Source organism: Enterobacter sp. 200527-13, from assembly GCF_027924865.1.
GTDB lineage: Bacteria > Pseudomonadota > Gammaproteobacteria > Enterobacterales > Enterobacteriaceae > Enterobacter > Enterobacter ludwigii.
Genome location: NZ_BSCM01000001.1, coordinates 499,802 through 517,321 on the forward strand (window position 1 = coordinate 499,802; position 17,520 = coordinate 517,321).

Here is a 17,520-nt window from a genome sequence, read left to right on the forward strand (position 1 = left end):
AATATTCATATTGTTTAGACGTCTAAGCGTCTTGATTGCCAAAGACTAACATCGTGTTATAGTGTCAGCAACATAAGTATTACATGCAGGCACAACACAATGAGCAATAACGCATTGATTCCTCAGAGTAAACTTCCCAGTCTTGGCACCACCATCTTTACGCAAATGAGCGCACTGGCCCAGCAGCACAACGCCATTAATCTCTCGCAAGGGTTCCCGGATTTTGATGGCCCGCGTTATTTGCAGGAACGTCTGGCGTACCACGTTGCGCAGGGGGCGAACCAGTATGCACCGATGACGGGCGTGCAGGCACTGCGGGACGCCATAGCAGACAAAACGGCTGAGCTGTATGGCTATAAGCCAGACGCTACCAGCGACATCACGGTGACGGCAGGGGCGACCGAAGCGTTGTATGCCGCAATTACCGCGCTGGTGCGCACGGGTGATGAGGTGATCTGCTTTGACCCGAGTTATGACAGCTACGCGCCGGCGGTTGAACTCTCCGGCGGCGTGGTGAAACGTATCGCGCTACAGCCACCGCATTTCCGTCCGGACTGGCAGGCGTTTGCTGCCTTGCTGAGCGACAAAACCCGTCTGGTTATTATCAATACCCCACACAACCCGTCGGCGACCGCATGGCAGAAAACCGATTTCGCAAAGCTGTGGCAGGCGATTGCCGGGCGTGAAATTTACGTGCTGAGCGATGAAGTGTATGAGCACATCTGTTTTGCGCAGGAAGGGCATGCCAGCGTGCTGGCCCATCCGCAGCTTCGCGAGCGTGCCGTGGCGGTATCGTCATTTGGTAAAACCTATCATATGACCGGCTGGAAGGTGGGGTACTGCGTGGCTCCCGCGGCCATCAGCGCTGAGCTGCGTAAAGTGCATCAGTACCTGACGTTTGCCGTAAATACGCCGGCCCAGCTGGCCCTGGCTGATATGCTGCGCGCCGAACCGGAGCACTACCGCGACCTGCCGGCATTCTACCGTCAGCGTCGGGATCTGTTTGTGAATGCGCTAAGCCAGAGCCGTCTGGAGATTTTACCCTGCGAAGGGACCTACTTCCTGCTGGCGGACTACAGCGCGATTTCGGAGCGGGATGACGTGAGTTTTTGCCAGTGGCTGACAAAAGAGGTGGGCGTTGCTGCCATTCCGCTGTCCGTATTTTGCGCCGACCCGTTCCCGCATAAGCTGATCCGGCTCTGTTTTGCGAAACAGGAATCGACGCTTCTCGCGGCGGCGGAGCGGCTGAATACACTCTGAGCGTGTCATCCCTCTCGCGTTAGAATAACGGCGGTCTGCCTATAATAAGTGAGAGTAATATCAGTCAAAATAACGCGAAAGCGCGTTATAAAATATAAGTCAGGATTATGTATTAACAAAGAGAACGGGCTGTGAGCGACACAGCCCGTCGCTGTTATTTTTCTGTTACTTCGTTAATAAATTTCGCGAATGCCGTACTGTTCAATGCCGAACGATTATAAATCATAAAAATGTCAAGCGAGGGAAGGGTGAACGGTGCAGTGATTTTTTTGAGTCTTAGCACTTCACTGTATTTATCAAATAAAATTTCGGGTACGTAACCAATTAAATGAGAGGCACTTATCATCGAAATAATAGTAAATACAGAGTCACAGCGAAAACCGATTGTCTTTTCCGCATGCACTTTTTCTGCCATCGATTGATAGGTTTTAACGCCCGGCTCATCACTGAGGAATATCGTAAACTTCTCTTCCTGAAGCTCTTCCATGGTGGCCACCTCTTTCATCCGCGGATGATCCTGGCTGCAGACCAGCAGGACGGAATAGGATGCATATGGCACACAAATCATTGAACGGTTACTAACCGGGGCCATTGAGAAAATTAAGTCTGCCTTACGGTATGCCAGTAGATCCTCTGCGGAGTCAGCAGAGAGCAGCATGTCATGCAGTTCAATCTCGTAATTGTGCTCTCGCATCAATAATTTAAGCGGACCCAGCAGGTTTTCGGTGGTCAGGATTTGCGGGCTGTACACCACAAAATTCTTTTTTAGCGTTGAGCCATGCATGATGTTAATCGTCTGCTCAAGCTGGTTGAGGTTTTGCTCAAGATGATGGTGCAGGTTCACGCCTACCGTGGTGGGCGTAATCCCTTTCCCGGAACGAATGAACAGGGGATCGTTGAGCTGATTACGCAACCTTTGCAGCGACTGGCTGACCGCCGAGGGCGTAATATAGAGCGTTTCTGCTGCCTTGCTGATGCTTAAGTGCTGATAAATACACTCGAAAATTACCAGCAGATTAAGATCAAATTTTTTTAGATCGTAGAGATTAGCCATGTTTCATCCTGAGTGGACTGCGTTGCGTTAACACATCACTGATAACTATAGAAGGAAGTTAATCATTTACCATCCATGCAATTAACTTACTTAATTAGAGTTGTATGTTGACTTAATATATCACGATGGCAGATTTATAAAATAGAGCTTCAATGAATATTAAGATATTTTTATCTCTAAAACTGCGAGGCTGTTTGCATTAAAATAGTCTCAATTATATATAGACAAATAATTATCATTCATTTTTATTAATCCTCGCAGGCGCGTCTTCACTCCTGCGCGATAAACCGTGTTCGATGAAACCTATCACAGCCATAGATACGATTGGCGCTCATGTGCATTGCCCTCGCGCTGTGCGGGTGTTGTAATCAAGGCGCTGTTACGGCCTTGATATGAGGTATGTAGAGCGCAACGCAACGCCAGCAATTGCTGGCACTGAAAGTTCCTGTGGAAAGTTCAGGTATCAGGGCCGCCCACCAGGGCGGCCTTTTTACTTTTGGCTTTTCGTTAATTCAGTTCATCACGTTGTCTTGTTCGGGTTGTTAGGTATGGCTGATTGATTTGATAAAGCAAACGCATTAGCCCACCCGGCGAAAGTTGGTTACCTTACATCTCAACGAAAACACGGAGGAAGTACAGATGTCTTTGATTAATACCAAAATTAAACCTTTCAAAAACCAGGCGTTCAAAAACGGTGAATTCATCGAAGTGACCGAGAAAGATACCGAAGGCCGCTGGAGCGTCTTCTTCTTCTATCCGGCTGACTTCACCTTCGTTTGCCCGACCGAACTGGGTGACGTTGCAGACCATTACGACGAACTGCAGAAGCTGGGCGTAGACGTTTACTCTGTTTCTACCGACACCCACTTCACCCACAAAGCATGGCACAGCAGCTCTGAAACCATCGCGAAAATCAAATACGCGATGATCGGCGACCCGACTGGCGCCCTGACCCGTAACTTCGACAACATGCGTGAAGATGAAGGCCTGGCTGACCGTGCTACCTTCGTTGTTGACCCGCAGGGCATTATCCAGGCAATCGAAGTTACCGCTGAAGGTATCGGCCGTGATGCTTCTGACCTGCTGCGTAAAGTGAAAGCGGCGCAGTACGTTGCTTCTCACCCAGGCGAAGTTTGCCCGGCGAAATGGAAAGAAGGCGAAGCGACTCTGGCACCGTCTTTAGACCTGGTTGGCAAAATCTAAGTTTCCCGCCGTCTTTCGCGTAGAGCATCGCCTGCTCTGACGCGACAGGCTCCGGAAATGACAGTCGTAATGGGCGCGCCCGCGCCCATTTTATTCCAGCACCATGATGCAAGTTGCATTCAGGCCGCCCGAATAAGGCAGCTTGCATGATGACGTTTTTAGAGAGGGAAGAACAATGCTCGACACCAATATGAAAACCCAGCTCAAGGCCTACCTTGAGAAACTGACCAAACCTGTTGAGCTGATTGCCACGCTGGACGACAGCGCTAAATCGGCAGAGATCAAGGAACTGCTGGCAGAGATCGCCGAACTGTCACCGAACGTGACCTTCAAAGAAGATAACGGTCTGGCGGTGCGCAAGCCCTCCTTCCTGATCACCAATCCGGGTTCTGACCAGGGGCCGCGTTTTGCCGGTTCTCCACTGGGCCACGAATTCACCTCGCTGGTGCTGGCACTGCTGTGGACCGGTGGTCATCCGTCAAAAGAGGCGCAGGCGCTGCTCGAGCAGATCCGCGATATTGACGGCGATTTTGAGTTTGAAACCTATTACTCGCTCTCCTGCCATAACTGCCCGGACGTGGTGCAGGCGCTGAACCTGATGTCGGTGCTGAACCCGCGCATTAAGCACACGGCGATTGACGGCGGTACGTTCCAGAACGAAATCACCGACCGTAACGTCATGGGCGTTCCGGCGGTCTTTATGAACGGTCAGGAGTTTGGCCAGGGCCGTATGACGCTGACCGAAATCGTTGCCAAAGTGGACACGGGTGCCGAAAAACGTGCGGCAGAAGCGCTGAACAAACGTGACGCGTATGATGTTCTGATTGTCGGCTCCGGCCCGGCGGGCGCGGCGGCGGCGGTTTACTCCGCCCGTAAAGGCATTCGTACCGGACTGATGGGCGAACGCTTCGGTGGCCAGGTGCTCGACACCGTGGATATCGAAAACTACATCTCTGTGCCGAAGACCGAAGGCCAGAAACTGGCTGGCGCACTGAAGGCGCACGTCAGCGATTATGAAGTGGATGTGATCGACAGCCAGAGCGCCAGCAAGCTGGTTCCGGCCGCGGTTGAAGGGGGGTTACACCAGATTGAAACCGCCTCCGGCGCGGTGCTGAAAGCGCGCAGCATTATCATTGCCACCGGCGCCAAATGGCGCAACATGAACGTCCCGGGTGAAGATCAGTATCGCACCAAAGGCGTCACCTACTGCCCGCACTGCGACGGCCCGCTGTTTAAAGGTAAACGCGTGGCGGTGATCGGCGGCGGTAACTCCGGTGTGGAAGCGGCGATTGACCTGGCGGGTATCGTTGAACACGTAACCCTGCTGGAGTTCGCCCCAGAAATGAAAGCGGACCAGGTGCTGCAGGACAAAGTGCGTAGCCTGAAAAACGTCGATATCGTGCTGAATGCGCAGACCACGGAAGTGAAAGGTGACGGCAGCAAAGTAACCGGTCTGGAATACCGCGACCGCGTGAGCGGTGACGTACATAGCGTGGCGCTGGCGGGGATCTTCGTACAGATTGGTCTGTTGCCAAACACCACCTGGCTGGACGGCGCGATTGAGCGCAACCGGATGGGCGAAATTATTATCGATGCGAAATGCGAAACCAGCGTGAAAGGGGTGTTCGCGGCAGGGGACTGCACCACGGTTCCGTACAAACAGATCATCATTGCCACCGGTGAAGGGGCGAAAGCGTCTCTGAGCTCGTTCGATTATCTGATTCGCACCAAAACGGCATAAAAAGAAAGCAAGACTACACCTGCAACAGCAAGAGGCCACCGAAAGGTGGCCTCTTTTTTTTACCTGACGACCATCACCGGAATGTGGGTGTGACGGATCACGCTCGACGCGTTAGAGCCCAGCAGGTGGGTGGTAATGGAAGGATTACGGGAACCGATCACCACGACGTCTGCTTTCAGTTCATTGGCCAGTTCATTAACGGCATCCCGCACGCTGCCGAACCTGACGTGAGTTTTGATACGTGAAGGGTCGATGCTGAAATGCCCGACCATGGTTTGTAGACGATTTTCAGCTTCGTGCTGAAGATGCTCTTCGAAGCGACGTACATCGGCGGCAAAGCGGTGCAGACTCAGGCTGGCGGAACCCGGTAACACGTGTAAAAGATGGATGATCCCGTCCTGCTGCGCCAGGAACTCCGCGTGGCGTACGGCCTTGTCGCTCAGCTCCATCTCGAAAACATCAACCGGCATAATGATTGTCTGATACATACCCGTTTCTCCTTGTTTATAAACGCTGAATTCATTCAACCACAAAATATGAATGGTTTCTGTAAGCGCGGCGCCACTTTTTGATCTCGCCAGGAAAAATCTCAAAAGATCCGTCATCACGGGCAAGTCTTCTGGGGTAGCTACCCTTTATACACTGTCCTGGATCCTTTCGGAGGTTGCATGAAAGCACTCACGTATCACGGCCCACATCATGTTCGCGTCGAGAATGTCCCCGATCCCATCATTGAACAGCCAGACGATATTATTCTGCGGGTTACGGCTACGGCGATTTGCGGGTCCGATCTGCATCTCTATCGCGGCAAAATCCCGAAGGTGCAACACGGCGATATTTTTGGTCATGAATTTATGGGGGAAATCGTTGAGTGCGGCAGGGAGGTGAAGAATTTACAGAAGGGCGATCGCGTGGTTATCCCGTTTGTGATTGCCTGCGGTGACTGTTTCTTCTGCCGTCTGCAGCAATACGCGGCCTGCGAGACGACCAACGCCGGGCAGGGCGCCGCGCTGAACAAAAAGCAGATTCCCGCGCCAGCCGCGCTGTTTGGCTATAGCCATCTCTACGGCGGCGTGCCGGGAGGCCAGGCGGAATATGTTCGCGTACCGAAGGGGAACGTTGGGCCGTTCAAGGTGCCGCCGCTGTTGTCCGATGACAAAGCGCTGTTCCTGTCAGATATTTTACCCACCGCCTGGCAGGCGGCAAAAAATGCGCAGATCGAAAAAGGATCGAGCGTGGCCGTGTTCGGCGCCGGGCCGGTGGGGTTGCTGACCATTGCCTGCGCGCGACTGCTCGGGGCGGAACAGATCTTCGTTATCGACCATCACCCGTATCGCCTGCAATTCGCTCAGGCGCGCTACGGCGCAATCCCTGTCAACTTTGATGATGATAACGATGCCGCCGAAAAAATCATTGAGCAAACTGCCGGCCAGCGTGGTGTCGATGCGGTGATTGATGCCGTCGGGTTCGAAGCCAAAGGCAGCACCACGGAAACAATCCTCAGCAACCTTAAAATTGAAGGCAGCAGCGGCAAAGCGCTGCGTCAGTGTATCGCGGCTGTCCGGCGCGGCGGCGTTGTCAGCGTCCCTGGCGTTTACGCCGGGTTTATTCACGGCTTCCTGTTTGGCGATGCCTTCGATAAAGGGCTGAGTTTCAGGATGGGGCAGACACACGTCCACGCCTGGCTGGGCGAGTTGCTGCCGCTTATCGAAAAAGGGCTGCTTACGCCGGAGGAGATTGTGACCCACTATCTGCCGCTGGCGGATGCGGAACGCGCCTACAAGATTTTCGAAAAACGGGAGGAGGAGTGCCGCAAGGTCATTCTGGTGCCGGGGGCGGAAACGCCTGACGCGGCGGCACAGCAGGTGAAAGGCCTGGTCAATGCTTTCCCGGGTGGGGTGGTGTGAGATTATCGCTTACCGATGACGCTCAAGATAAAGCACCGCCATGACGATGATCGCCAGAATAATGAGAAAAATAAGTGTGATAACCACTATCTCACTCATGACCGTCCCCGCGGCACCCAAACAGATTAAGCGTGGGTTAAGGGGTTTTCGGGCGATATAGGATAATCGGGTGAATTTGCGGAAAGAGGATGCGGGTGCATCCTCTGTGCAACGCGGGAGCGTTTGTTCAGATGGGGTTAACGCAGGTAGTCGCCCGCGGCTTCTGGCTGGTAGAGCAGCTCCAGCACTTCCAGATGCGCCGCGGCACCGCCTGGCAACGCCCAGTTGATGGTGTCTCCCGTACGCAGACCAAGAAGCGCGGCACCCACAGGGGCAAGGACCGAAAGCTGTGCACTGCTGTCGGTCATCTGCGCCGGGTAGACCAGCGTTCGGGTCAGCTCTTCACCGGTGGCCAGGTTACGGAATTTAACCCGGCTGTTCATGGTGACCACGTCGTGCGGCATGGATTCAGGCGTGCACATCTGCGCCCGGTCAAGCTCTTCATTCAGGGCGTCAGCCACCGGAAGCGAAGCGAATTCTGCTTTTTCCAGCAGTCTGTCAATACGTTCTGCGTCAAGCTCATTGATGATGATGGTGGGTCTGGACATTTTTTACTCCATGTCGTTAATGCTGCGTGTAACGCAGAAACCAATCCAAAAGAAAACCCTCGCCGTCTGGCAGCGAGGGTTTAACTCTTCTGATGATACTGGCTGAGCGCACAACTTTGAAGTGATACAGGTCACATTCATGGGTCATATGAATTTTCGGTGAAAAACGTGCTCCCTTGCCAATTTGCATTATTCTTTTTAAGCGCCCCCTGCGGGCGACTATCCGCATTCAGTGTTTCTTCTCAGGAGATCTCATGAGCGATTACGACAAAATTACGTTGAAAGACGGCAGTTATTTATATTTTAAAGACTGGGGAAGCGGGCAACCCGTGGTGTTTAGCCACGGCTGGCCGCTGACGGCGGATGCCTTTGAAGACCAAATGTTATACCTGGGGTCAAAAGGATTTCGCGTAATTGCACATGACCGCCGCGGACATGGCCGCTCAGCGCAGCCGTGGGATGGGCACAATATGGATCAGTACGCCGACGACCTGGCTGAGCTGACGGCGCGTCTGAATCTGAAAGACGCTGTTCACGTGGGGCATTCAACCGGCGGTGGCGAAGTGGCGCGCTATATTGGTCGCCATGGTACGGATCGCGTGGCGAAAGCGGTACTTATTGGTGCCGTGACACCGATTATGATCAAAACCGATTTCAACCCGAACGGTGTGCCGAAAGAGGTGTTTGATGGTATTCGGGAAGGCGTGATTAACGATCGCGCGGCTTTCTTCTATGCGCTGACCGAGGCGTTTTATGGCTATAACCGCCCGGGGGCGAAAGAGTCCAAAGCGGTGCGGGAGAGCTTCGTTGAGCAGGGGCTTCAGGGGTCGATCAAGGCGCTGTATGACTGCGTAAAAGCGTTCTCTGAAACCGATCTGCGTGAAGATCTGAAAAAGATGACTATCCCGACGCTGGTGATCCACGGCGACGACGACCAGATAGTCCCGATCGAGACCTGTGGTCGGGTGGCTGCAGAGATCCTGCCGAACGCTGAGCTGAAGGTCTATGCCGGGGGTTCTCACGGCATATGCACCACGCATAAGCACCAGATCAATGACGATTTGCTGAAATTTATTCAGTCTTAATTCCTGGCGGATTGCGTTACGCTGAGTGTCCTGATCCAGGGTACTGAGCGAAACGCAATTCGTGTCTGCCCCACCATTAAGAGAGCACTATGTATTTCTATCAACCTTCTCTGGGACACGGCCTGCCGCATGACCCACTGAACGCGATTATTGGCCCACGCCCGATTGGCTGGATCTCCTCGTGCGACAACGCCGGTCAGCTGAATCTCGCGCCGTATAGCTTCTTTAACTGCTTTAACTATCGTCCGCCCATCATCGGTTTTTCCAGCAACGGCTGGAAAGACAGCGTGCGTAATATTACCGAAACCGGCGAGTTTGTCTGGAACCTGGCGACGCGCGATCTGGCTGAAGCGATGAATGCGACCTCGGCGATGCTTCCCCACGATGAAAATGAATTTACCTTTGCGGGATTAACGCCAGCGGCCAGCCAGCTGGTGAACGCCCCGCGGGTGGCAGAAAGCCCGGTTAACTTTGAGTGTCGCCTGTCGCAGTGTATTCAGCTTACCGGGGCCGACGGCACACCGGTTGATACCTGGCTGGTGCTCGGCGAAGTGGTGGGTATTCACATCGCCGAAACGTTGCTGGAAGAGGGGATTTATCAGACGGCGAAAGCGCAGCCCATCCTGCGTGCGGGTGGGCCGACGGCTTACTATGGCATCAGTGACGAGCACCGGTTTGACATGACCCGACCGATCGTCAATCAGTGACCGGCTTTATCAATGACGAATTGTTTTCCGCAGTTACCCGGGTGTGGCTGCGGAGCAAATGAGGTCGCAGAAAGCGGGTTATTAATGGTGTCTGCCTTCAGTGAGATCTGCATTTCAGTCAGGTAGGACGGGTTGCCATTACAGGTAAGCTTGAACGCTTTGACATTCTCCTTGCCCCAGCCTTTGGCCACGGCGCTGTCAAAGTCGCTGCGGCTTACGGTTTTTCCATAGTTATCGGCGAGGAACTTGCCGACCGCGCTGTTTTTTATCTCCTGATTCATGCGCACCATTGTGCCGAAATACGCGTCAGGATCAAAACCAAAGCATACGCCGTGTTTGGCATATTCGTAGCGTTCCAGGCAGGAGTTACCGCCAGCACCTGGCATAACGCTGTTCAGCTTCGCAGCACCTGAAAGCGACAGTCCGGTTTCGGCGGCAGCGCATTTGCGGCTGGCCTTCACCTCCGGCATGTTCGGGATTGGACGGGTCGCGCAGCCAAAACGCATCCAGCGACGTTCATCCACACCCCGTGCGGCAACAGATTTTGGCAGCCCCGGCCATAATCCGTGCACGGTCAGAAAATCGGTTTTGTTATCACTCTCTTTTTGTAAACGGCACTCTTCGGGCTCGTTGCGGTTACGGTCGGCCATGCTCTGGCAGAACCCGGTTTGCCAGGAAAGAGCCAGAACGTAGCGATCGAAATCGCCATACTGCGTTGCCTTGAGTGGGTCGGCCTGTGCGGAGAATACACAGAGTGCCAGCGCGATTGCGCCAGACGGAATAACGATATCCTTCCTGAACATGTGATTTCCTGATCGAATGAGCATGAATAATTTCTGGAAATTATTAAAGCACAAAAAGCGCCCGCAGGCGCTTTCTGGATATCAGGAATTTAGCTTAAGCTGCGCCGGGTACCAGCACCTGCGTGGCAATAATCACGATAATCAACCCCACAATCACGGGGACGGAGGTGCGTTTGATCACTTCGAAAGGCGAGATTTTTGCCATCCCGGCAACGGCTACAACCACACCCGATACCGGCGAAATGGTGCGACCGAGGTTTGACGCCTGCAGCATGGGGATGGAGAGATAGGCCGGGTTAATGCCTGAGGAGTGAGCCAGTTTCGGGATCATCTCAACGAAGGCGTAGAACGGCGCGTTACCGGAACCGGTGGTCATGGCGGCGAGCATGGTCAGTACCACCAGAACCAGCATCAGGATAATACTGGCCGAGCCGAACGAGGTGGCGATGGAAATCAGGCTCTGAATAAAGCCGATGGTGCTCAGACCCTGGGCGAAGACGCCTGCTGCAACCAGCAGCATAACGACTCCTGCAAACGCATCCGCCATACCGCGATAGGCCACTTCCAGACCCGAGAAGACTTTCTGCGTGTTAAACCCACGCACAAACTCCAGCAGGGCGGCCAGCAGCATGCAGATCACCAGAATGGTGATGATGTGCAGCTGTGGGCCCCATTTACCGTCAAAAATAAGCACGCCAATAATAGGTGTGAACGGCAGAATGGCATAAAACGCCGGCGCGGTGGTGGTGATTTCACTCACGTCCAGCATCTCGTGGCTGATGTTCTCCTTCTTATCGAGATAACGCTGCCAGAAGAAGTGCGCGATGCCCATGCCGACAATGGCGACGATAGAAATGGGCAGCGTGGTTTTGAACGCAAAGTCGATAAGCGACATCTCAGCGGCTTTGGCTGCGAGCACGACATCACCGGAGGTGGGGGAAAGAATAATGGCGGCCGGCGAGGCGCAAATCGCGGCGGCCGCGCCGCGGCTGATACCGACGTTAACCATAATCGGGAACAGGGTGGCCATTAACAGTACGCCCAGACCGGTGGCGGACGACACGGCGAGGGACATCAGGCAGGCAAGGAAATAGGCCGCGACCATCAGCAGATACGGGGAGTTAATGTACTGCAGCGGTTTGGATGCCAGTTTAACCACCATATCATTCGCGCCGATATGGGTCATGTACGCCGCAAAACCGCACAGCATCATGATCATCATACCCAGGTCGCCACCGCGGCTCATGAGCAGGATTTTAATGTATTCAACAATGTCAGTGGCGGTGTAGCCCGTACTGTCTGCGCTGGCCGGTAACACCTGATGGCCCATGATAGCGCTGATAATGAGCAGGGTTAGCCCGCCGACAAATAACACCCCTGTGGCCGAGTAACCTTTAATGATGTAGCGCGCTACACCGACAATGACGACGACTCCGATAAGGAGCTCGATAAACGTAAGCATGGTTTCCCCTGTATCCTTGCTGCCCGAGAGCACAAATAATCAATAAAAAAGAAGGATGAAATGTGCCGAATTAATGTTCTGTCCTTGCTGATTAAAATCAATAAACAGACTACTAAAGAAGATATTAACGGTATTTTTGCCATAGCCCCGGCATTTATCTCATGCGCATATTGACCGGTAGAGATATCACTATATGTCAATTAAATGATAATGGGTTGTTAAATATTTTGTGGGTTTAAATTCGCCGCAGAAAGAAAAGGCAAAAACCCTTTGGGAACTGGGTTTTTAATGGCTGCCGGCAGCCCTCCAGGACGGGCCCTGGAGACCGTCATTGCTGGCGTTGGTTGGATTGTCCAGCGTATTAAAGCCTAATAAAGGCTTGCTTTTATTGTGCTTATTATGGCGTGAAGGTATGTTCCTCTCAGAATATTCCCAGGAAGACGCTGATTAATTAGGAATAACGCTGATGCTGTTAAGCTTTGATTAAACTATTTTATGGTAAACTTTGCCTCGAATACTAAGAATGGTAATTGCATTGTGATTGTACGTAATAAATTTTTCCTCATTTTGTTGTTTATTTTTGGGCAGTTAGCATTGTCGTCTGTTGCACACGCCGAGAGCAATGCAACCGATAAAGGCTGGTTCTCCACCTTCACTGATAATGTGTCGCAGACCTGGACTGCGCCAGAGCATTATGACCTGTATGTTCCGGCAATAACGTGGCATGCGCGTTTTGCCTATGACAAAGAAAAGACTGACAAATATAACGAGCGCCCGTGGGGGGCTGGTTTTGGTCAGTCGCGTTGGGACGAAAAAGGGAACTGGCATGGCATCTATCTGATGGCCTTTAAAGATTCCTTTAACAAGTGGGAACCAATCGGGGGTTATGGCTGGGAGAAAACCTGGCGTCCGTTAGCCGATGAAAACTTCCATGTGGGGCTGGGCTACACCGCCGGTGTGACCGCACGCGACAACTGGAACTACATTCCGATTCCGGTGCTGCTGCCTCTGGCCTCTATCGGCTATGGTCCGGCAACGTTCCAGATGACCTATATCCCGGGGACATACAACAACGGTAACGTTTACTTCGCCTGGATGCGTTTTCAGTTTTAACTGAAAAAACGTCACGTGCTGGTGAAAAAGTGTGCAGCCGTTGATTCCGTTGAGATAAAAAACCGTCAGCAGAAATTAACGCGACTTTAGTCACTTTTTATCAAAGAACCGCTGGACAAAAGGTCCCACAATTGATGTACTGGTACCCGACACAGCATTTGTGTCGTTTTTTAATGTAAAGGTAATTTTGATGTCTAAGATTAAAGGTAACGTTAAGTGGTTTAATGAGTCCAAAGGATTCGGTTTCATTACTCCTGAAGATGGCAGCAAAGACGTGTTCGTACACTTCTCTGCAATCCAGTCTAATGGTTTCAAAACTCTGGCTGAAGGTCAGCGTGTAGAGTTCGAAATCACTAACGGTGCCAAAGGCCCTTCTGCTGCTAACGTAATCGCTCTGTAATTCAGACGCGTCAGCAAGAATTTCAAAACCCGCTCATTGAGCGGGTTTTTTTTCGCGTTGAATCAGCTAAGCAGATACATTTTGAGGAAGCTGGCAACGATCAGCACGCTCAACAACACCACACCTGCGCTCATCAGGTTCTGTTTCATTCTGTCACCCTCGTTCAGTATTGCGTTCAGAGTGACAGAGAAAAATTAAGCCAACATTAACGCAGCGTCTGTTAGTGCGTCGTGGCGGAAGAAAATAGCCAGAATGCGATCCCCGTCATCGCAAAGGAGCCGAGCATATTAATCGCAATGTTCATCAGCGCCCAGCCGACACGCCCTTCCTGAAACAGGAAAACCACTTCCGCCGAGAACGTTGAGAAGGTGGTTAAACCGCCGCAAAAGCCGGTGGTAATCAATAGCTTCCACACGGGATCGATATGCGTCATACGGTTAAACCAGGCCAGCCCCACGCCAATAATGAAAGCACCTATCAGGTTAGCCGCCAGCGTACCCATTGGAATAGCCTGATGCAGGGGATTAAAACGCATACTCAAAAACCACCGCGCAACGCTACCCGTACCCCCACCAATAAAAACGGCTAAAAGTAGTTGTAACACTGTAAATACCTGCTATTTGATGTGTAAGAGTGGCGAGTTTAACGCGGTTTTTGCTGAGGGGACAAATATGTATGTTGCGGTAGGACAGTTTGCGGTTACGCCTGACTGGCAAGAGAATGCAGATAGATGTGTCTCTCTGATGAGGCAGGCCCGCCTGAAAGAAGCATCCTTGCTGGTGCTGCCGGAGGCGCTGCTGGCAAGAGATGACAACGACCCGGACCTGTCGGTGAAGTCTGCCCAGCCTCTGGATGGCGAATTTTTACAGCATCTGCTGGCGGAAAGTGCGGGCAATGGTTTGACCACCCTCTTTACGGTCCATATCCCCTCGACGGCGGGACGGGCGGTAAATACGCTCGTGGCCATCCGTGACGGCGCGATCGTTGCGCGCTATGCCAAACTCCATCTTTATGATGCCTTCAGCATTCAGGAATCGCGGCGGGTGGATCCGGGAGACAGCATCCCACCGCTGCTTGATGTCGATGGCTTTAAGATTGGGTTGATGACCTGCTACGACCTGCGTTTTCCTGAGCTGGCACTTACGCTCGCGTTAAAGGGGGCTGACGTGCTGGTAGTGCCTGCCGCGTGGGTCAAGGGGCCGCTTAAAGAGCAGCACTGGGCAACGCTCCTTACAGCGCGTGCGCTGGATACTACCTGTTATGTTGTGGCCTCGGGGGAGTGCGGCAATAAGAACATTGGGCAGAGCAGGGTGGTGGATCCGCTGGGTGTTACGATAGCCGCTGCGGCGGAAGCCCCGGTTTTGCTGATGACAGAGTTACAGCGGGAGAGGATTACGCTTGCACGGCAGCAATTACCGGTTCTTCGCAACCGTCGGTTTGCGCCACCGCAATTATTGTGATGTTTTTTTCAACAATGCTTGATTCACCTTGTTACAGATTGCTATTGTGTGCACGCGTCAAATGACCGTTAATACAATCAGGTTTTTGGCGCTGAATGCAGCCTGGTTTATGTAAAGAAGGTATCTATGGGTGAGATTAGTATTACCAAACTGCTGGTGGTTGCCGCACTGGTCGTCCTGCTGTTTGGTACCAAGAAGTTACGCACGCTGGGTGGTGACCTGGGTGCCGCCATCAAAGGCTTTAAGAAAGCAATGAACGACGATGATGCGGCTGCGAAGAAAAGCGCCGAGGGTGACATCCCGGCAGAGAAGCTTTCTCACAAAGAGTAACGGCAATGCCTGAGGGCTTGCGAAAAAAAACCGGCTCAAGAGGCCGGTTTTTTTGTATTACTGTAAGTGAATATTACAGTCTTATTTCACTTCTTCGCCTTTTGCCTGCATATCGGCATGGTAAGAGGAGCGAACAAATGGGCCGCAGGCTGCGTGGGTAAAGCCCATCGCCATCGCTTCGGCTTTCATCTCATCAAACTCATCCGGGCTCACGTAGCGCTGCACGGGCAGGTGGTGGCGGCTTGGCTGCAGATACTGTCCCAGCGTCAGCATGGTCACACCGTGGCGGCGCAGATCGCGCATCACTTCGATGATCTCAGCATTCGTTTCACCGAGACCAACCATCAGGCCTGACTTGGTCGGAATATGGGGATGCGCTTCTTTAAAACGCTCCAGCAGCTTCAGAGACCAGTTATAGTCCGCACCAGGACGTACCTGACGGTAGAGACGCGGCACGTTCTCCAGGTTGTGGTTAAACACGTCTGGTGGCGTCGCGGTCAGGATGTCCAGCGCGCGATCCATACGGCCGCGGAAGTCTGGAACCAGCGTCTCAATTTTGATGTTCGGGCTTTTCTCGCGAATAGCGGTAATGCAGTCAGCGAAGTGCTGAGCACCGCCATCACGCAGATCGTCACGGTCAACGGAGGTAATAACGACATAACGCAGCGCCATATCGGCGATGGTCTGCGCCAGTTTCTGAGGTTCGTTAGCGTCGGGCGCTACCGGGCGGCCATGAGCCACATCGCAGAACGGGCAGCGGCGGGTACAGATGGCACCCAGAATCATAAACGTCGCGGTACCGTGATTGAAACATTCAGCAAGGTTCGGGCAAGAGGCTTCTTCACAGACGGAGTGAAGGCCGTTCTTGCGCATCGCCGCTTTGATCCCCTGGATACGCGAAGAGTCAGCCGGAAGTTTGATTTTCATCCATTCCGGTTTTCTTAACAGCGCTTCGCGCTCTGTAGCCACGTTTTTAACCGGGATAAGGGCCATTTTATCGGCATCGCGGTATTTAACACCGCGTTCCATCACAATGGGTTTACTCATAGCGTGCGTGTTCCAGTTGCGAATATCGAAGGAAAGCGTTTCTATTCAAGGGAATGTTGTATTTATCAACTATTTTTGAACGAACGACAGGCAGTATATCATTGAAACGGTCGGTAAAGCAGCCTGCCAGGTCGCCAATTTGTAAAATAGTTGTTGTTTTGTGCGTTTTGCCCGGCAGGGGGCAGGGGCTTGTGCTGTATCAACCTGTCAGAAGGCCTGGCGGATGACGCGGATAACGTTTTCCAGCACCGGATCGCGCAAGCTGAGTTTGTTGTAATGCAGTGAAATCTCGATAGATTCCGCATTGAGCTGGTTGAGAGGAATGCTCTCCAGCGGCCAACATTTACGCAACAAGGTATACAGACGCGAAGGCATGATGCAGAGCATGTCGCTGCTGCCAATCAGGGAGGCAGTGGTGAACATATTGTAACTACTGAAGCTGATCTGGCGTTCCGGGAATATCTCATCGATTCGCTGACGCAGCGCATGGTTGGACTGCCCTTCGGTCATGAAAGACGAATGATCGTAGTTGCGCAGATTTTCAATGGTCAACGGCCCGCTCAGGGCGGGATGCTGCTGGCGGCACACCAGCACCAGGTTATCCGCATACAGGACATGTTGTCCGAGCGCTCGGGCGCTAAAGCTGCCGCTTTCTATAATCAGGTCGGTCTGAAACTGAGCAAGCTGAATATCAGGCTCGTTGAGCGGCACATTTCGCAGCAGGAGTTGGGGAACATGTTCTTTTATCGCCTGAAAAATAGCGGGCATCACCAGCACGCCGACAGACGGGGTGCAGCCGATAGTGATGGTTCTCTGTTTGTCATAGCTGCCGGTTAAATCCAGCGCACCCAGAATCGACTCCAGCCCCTGGCTGATGTACTCATGCAGATGGGTGGCGTAGGCCGTCGGCGTAACCCCCTGGCCCTTACGAATAAATAACGGGTCGGGAAATATAGCGCGCAGTTTTTGAATTGACTGGCTTATTGCTGAAGGCGTGAGATTAAGAATTTTCGCAGCATTAACGATACCCTTATGGACATATACTGCCTCAAAAATAGTCAACAAATTGAGATCAATATTACGTAAAGTCCGAAAAATTTGTGGCTTGTCCTCACCACCTGGGTCATTCAGTCGTTTGGCTGGTAAATTATTATACTCCACGCTTTCACTCCGTATACATTCACATTATGAATGATAGTTGAATTTATTTATTATGCTTGTAGAGATTCGTAAAGTGTTGGTTTTGTTTCACTTGTTTATCAAAAACAAACAGTTGTGTGATTATCACGCAAGTTACTTAC

At 52.4% G+C, this 17,520-nt stretch carries 19 protein-coding genes; 10 read left to right on the top strand and 9 right to left on the bottom strand.

What is annotated here, in order from left to right:
* Positions 1–99: 99 nt before the first annotated feature.
* Positions 100–1,260, top strand: coding sequence for a pyridoxal phosphate-dependent aminotransferase (locus QMG44_RS02315; RefSeq protein WP_086532803.1), 1,161 nt, complete (start codon positions 100–102; stop codon positions 1,258–1,260).
* Between the two features lie 154 nt (positions 1,261–1,414).
* Here the strand turns inward: QMG44_RS02315 and QMG44_RS02320 are convergent, their stop codons facing one another.
* Positions 1,415–2,314: a DNA-binding transcriptional repressor CitR gene (locus QMG44_RS02320; protein WP_032677673.1), complete on the bottom strand. Its 900-nt coding sequence runs from the start codon at positions 2,312–2,314 to the stop codon at positions 1,415–1,417.
* A gap of 639 nt (positions 2,315–2,953) precedes the next feature.
* Here QMG44_RS02320 and ahpC point away from each other — a divergent pair.
* On the top strand, positions 2,954–3,517 hold the full coding sequence (gene ahpC, locus QMG44_RS02325; protein ID WP_008501015.1) for an alkyl hydroperoxide reductase subunit C: 564 nt from the start codon (positions 2,954–2,956) through the stop codon (positions 3,515–3,517).
* Between the two features lie 175 nt (positions 3,518–3,692).
* Positions 3,693–5,258, top strand: coding sequence for an alkyl hydroperoxide reductase subunit F (gene ahpF / locus QMG44_RS02330; RefSeq protein ID WP_032681429.1), 1,566 nt, complete (start codon positions 3,693–3,695; stop codon positions 5,256–5,258).
* A gap of 59 nt (positions 5,259–5,317) precedes the next feature.
* Here the strand turns inward: ahpF and uspG are convergent, their stop codons facing one another.
* Positions 5,318–5,746 (bottom strand): universal stress protein UspG, encoded by a 429-nt coding sequence (gene uspG / locus QMG44_RS02335; protein WP_020885008.1) that lies wholly within the window; start codon positions 5,744–5,746, stop codon positions 5,318–5,320.
* Between the two features lie 180 nt (positions 5,747–5,926).
* Between uspG and QMG44_RS02340 the strand changes: the two genes are divergently transcribed.
* On the top strand, positions 5,927–7,165 hold the full coding sequence (locus QMG44_RS02340) for a zinc-dependent alcohol dehydrogenase (protein WP_086532802.1): 1,239 nt from the start codon (positions 5,927–5,929) through the stop codon (positions 7,163–7,165).
* A gap of 9 nt (positions 7,166–7,174) precedes the next feature.
* On the opposite strand, the gene yldA is transcribed toward QMG44_RS02340, so the two are convergent.
* The gene (gene yldA, locus QMG44_RS02345) at positions 7,175–7,264 is read right to left on the bottom strand and encodes a small membrane protein YldA (protein ID WP_271661446.1); all 90 of its coding nucleotides are present in this window, start codon (positions 7,262–7,264) and stop codon (positions 7,175–7,177) included.
* 137 nt (positions 7,265–7,401) lie between these two features.
* Positions 7,402–7,812: a nucleoside diphosphate kinase regulator gene (gene rnk / locus QMG44_RS02350; protein WP_014169101.1), complete on the bottom strand. Its 411-nt coding sequence runs from the start codon at positions 7,810–7,812 to the stop codon at positions 7,402–7,404.
* A gap of 254 nt (positions 7,813–8,066) precedes the next feature.
* Here rnk and QMG44_RS02355 point away from each other — a divergent pair, with 254 nt between their 5' ends.
* The gene (locus QMG44_RS02355; RefSeq protein WP_020885006.1) at positions 8,067–8,897 is read left to right on the top strand and encodes an alpha/beta fold hydrolase; all 831 of its coding nucleotides are present in this window, start codon (positions 8,067–8,069) and stop codon (positions 8,895–8,897) included.
* Positions 8,898–8,986: 89 nt separating this feature from the next.
* Positions 8,987–9,604, top strand: coding sequence for a flavin reductase family protein (locus QMG44_RS02360; protein ID WP_025204679.1), 618 nt, complete (start codon positions 8,987–8,989; stop codon positions 9,602–9,604).
* Here the strand turns inward: QMG44_RS02360 and rna are convergent.
* Entirely contained in the window at positions 9,598–10,407 is an 810-nt protein-coding gene (gene rna / locus QMG44_RS02365) for a ribonuclease I (protein WP_020885004.1), read from the bottom strand. The genes QMG44_RS02360 and rna overlap by 7 nt on opposite strands.
* 94 nt (positions 10,408–10,501) lie before the next feature.
* Positions 10,502–11,869 (bottom strand): anaerobic C4-dicarboxylate transporter DcuC, encoded by a 1,368-nt coding sequence (gene dcuC, locus QMG44_RS02370; protein ID WP_020885003.1) that lies wholly within the window; start codon positions 11,867–11,869, stop codon positions 10,502–10,504.
* A gap of 495 nt (positions 11,870–12,364) precedes the next feature.
* Here dcuC and pagP point away from each other — a divergent pair, with 495 nt between their 5' ends.
* The gene (gene pagP / locus QMG44_RS02375) at positions 12,365–12,982 is read left to right on the top strand and encodes a lipid IV(A) palmitoyltransferase PagP (protein ID WP_014169108.1); all 618 of its coding nucleotides are present in this window, start codon (positions 12,365–12,367) and stop codon (positions 12,980–12,982) included.
* Positions 12,983–13,172: 190 nt separating this feature from the next.
* Entirely contained in the window at positions 13,173–13,382 is a 210-nt protein-coding gene (cspE, locus tag QMG44_RS02380) for a transcription antiterminator/RNA stability regulator CspE (protein WP_002439184.1), read from the top strand.
* A 220-nt stretch (positions 13,383–13,602) separates the two neighbouring features.
* Here cspE and crcB read toward each other — a convergent pair whose 3' ends face one another.
* Positions 13,603–13,986 carry a fluoride efflux transporter CrcB gene (crcB, locus tag QMG44_RS02385; protein WP_014169110.1) on the bottom strand — a complete coding sequence of 128 codons (384 nt, stop codon included), beginning with the start codon at positions 13,984–13,986 and terminating at the stop codon, positions 13,603–13,605.
* A 67-nt stretch (positions 13,987–14,053) separates the two neighbouring features.
* On the opposite strand from crcB, the gene QMG44_RS02390 reads away from it, so the two are divergent.
* Both QMG44_RS02390 and tatE read left to right on the top strand, forming a co-directional pair.
* The gene (locus QMG44_RS02390; protein ID WP_086532801.1) at positions 14,054–14,842 is read left to right on the top strand and encodes a deaminated glutathione amidase; all 789 of its coding nucleotides are present in this window, start codon (positions 14,054–14,056) and stop codon (positions 14,840–14,842) included.
* Between the two features lie 126 nt (positions 14,843–14,968).
* A complete protein-coding gene (gene tatE / locus QMG44_RS02395) occupies positions 14,969–15,172 on the top strand; it encodes a twin-arginine translocase subunit TatE (RefSeq protein WP_014169112.1) in 204 nt (67 codons plus the stop codon).
* Positions 15,173–15,253: 81 nt separating this feature from the next.
* Here the strand turns inward: tatE and lipA are convergent, their stop codons facing one another.
* Together lipA and QMG44_RS02405 are read right to left on the bottom strand one after the other, a co-directional pair.
* Entirely contained in the window at positions 15,254–16,219 is a 966-nt protein-coding gene (lipA, locus tag QMG44_RS02400) for a lipoyl synthase (RefSeq protein ID WP_014169113.1), read from the bottom strand.
* Positions 16,220–16,426: 207 nt separating this feature from the next.
* Positions 16,427–17,380 carry a YbeF family transcriptional regulator gene (locus QMG44_RS02405; protein ID WP_020885001.1) on the bottom strand — a complete coding sequence of 318 codons (954 nt, stop codon included), beginning with the start codon at positions 17,378–17,380 and terminating at the stop codon, positions 16,427–16,429.
* Between the last annotated feature and the right edge of the window lie 140 nt (positions 17,381–17,520).

Bases quoted from the DNA above. Each gene is read 5' to 3' on its own strand.
- QMG44_RS02315 (WP_086532803.1), top strand. From the start codon at position 100: ATGAGCAATAACGCATTGATTCCTCAGAGTAAACTTCCCAGTCTTGGC.
- QMG44_RS02320 (WP_032677673.1), bottom strand. From the start codon at position 2,314: ATGGCTAATCTCTACGATCTAAAAAAATTTGATCTTAATCTGCTGGTA.
- ahpC (WP_008501015.1), top strand. From the start codon at position 2,954: ATGTCTTTGATTAATACCAAAATTAAACCTTTCAAAAACCAGGCGTTC.
- ahpF (WP_032681429.1), top strand. From the start codon at position 3,693: ATGCTCGACACCAATATGAAAACCCAGCTCAAGGCCTACCTTGAGAAA.
- uspG (WP_020885008.1), bottom strand. From the start codon at position 5,746: ATGTATCAGACAATCATTATGCCGGTTGATGTTTTCGAGATGGAGCTG.
- QMG44_RS02340 (WP_086532802.1), top strand. From the start codon at position 5,927: ATGAAAGCACTCACGTATCACGGCCCACATCATGTTCGCGTCGAGAAT.
- yldA (WP_271661446.1), bottom strand. From the start codon at position 7,264: ATGAGTGAGATAGTGGTTATCACACTTATTTTTCTCATTATTCTGGCG.
- rnk (WP_014169101.1), bottom strand. From the start codon at position 7,812: ATGTCCAGACCCACCATCATCATCAATGAGCTTGACGCAGAACGTATT.
- QMG44_RS02355 (WP_020885006.1), top strand. From the start codon at position 8,067: ATGAGCGATTACGACAAAATTACGTTGAAAGACGGCAGTTATTTATAT.
- QMG44_RS02360 (WP_025204679.1), top strand. From the start codon at position 8,987: ATGTATTTCTATCAACCTTCTCTGGGACACGGCCTGCCGCATGACCCA.
- rna (WP_020885004.1), bottom strand. From the start codon at position 10,407: ATGTTCAGGAAGGATATCGTTATTCCGTCTGGCGCAATCGCGCTGGCA.
- dcuC (WP_020885003.1), bottom strand. From the start codon at position 11,869: ATGCTTACGTTTATCGAGCTCCTTATCGGAGTCGTCGTCATTGTCGGT.
- pagP (WP_014169108.1), top strand. From the start codon at position 12,365: ATGGTAAACTTTGCCTCGAATACTAAGAATGGTAATTGCATTGTGATT.
- cspE (WP_002439184.1), top strand. From the start codon at position 13,173: ATGTCTAAGATTAAAGGTAACGTTAAGTGGTTTAATGAGTCCAAAGGA.
- QMG44_RS02390 (WP_086532801.1), top strand. From the start codon at position 14,054: ATGTATGTTGCGGTAGGACAGTTTGCGGTTACGCCTGACTGGCAAGAG.
- tatE (WP_014169112.1), top strand. From the start codon at position 14,969: ATGGGTGAGATTAGTATTACCAAACTGCTGGTGGTTGCCGCACTGGTC.
- lipA (WP_014169113.1), bottom strand. From the start codon at position 16,219: ATGAGTAAACCCATTGTGATGGAACGCGGTGTTAAATACCGCGATGCC.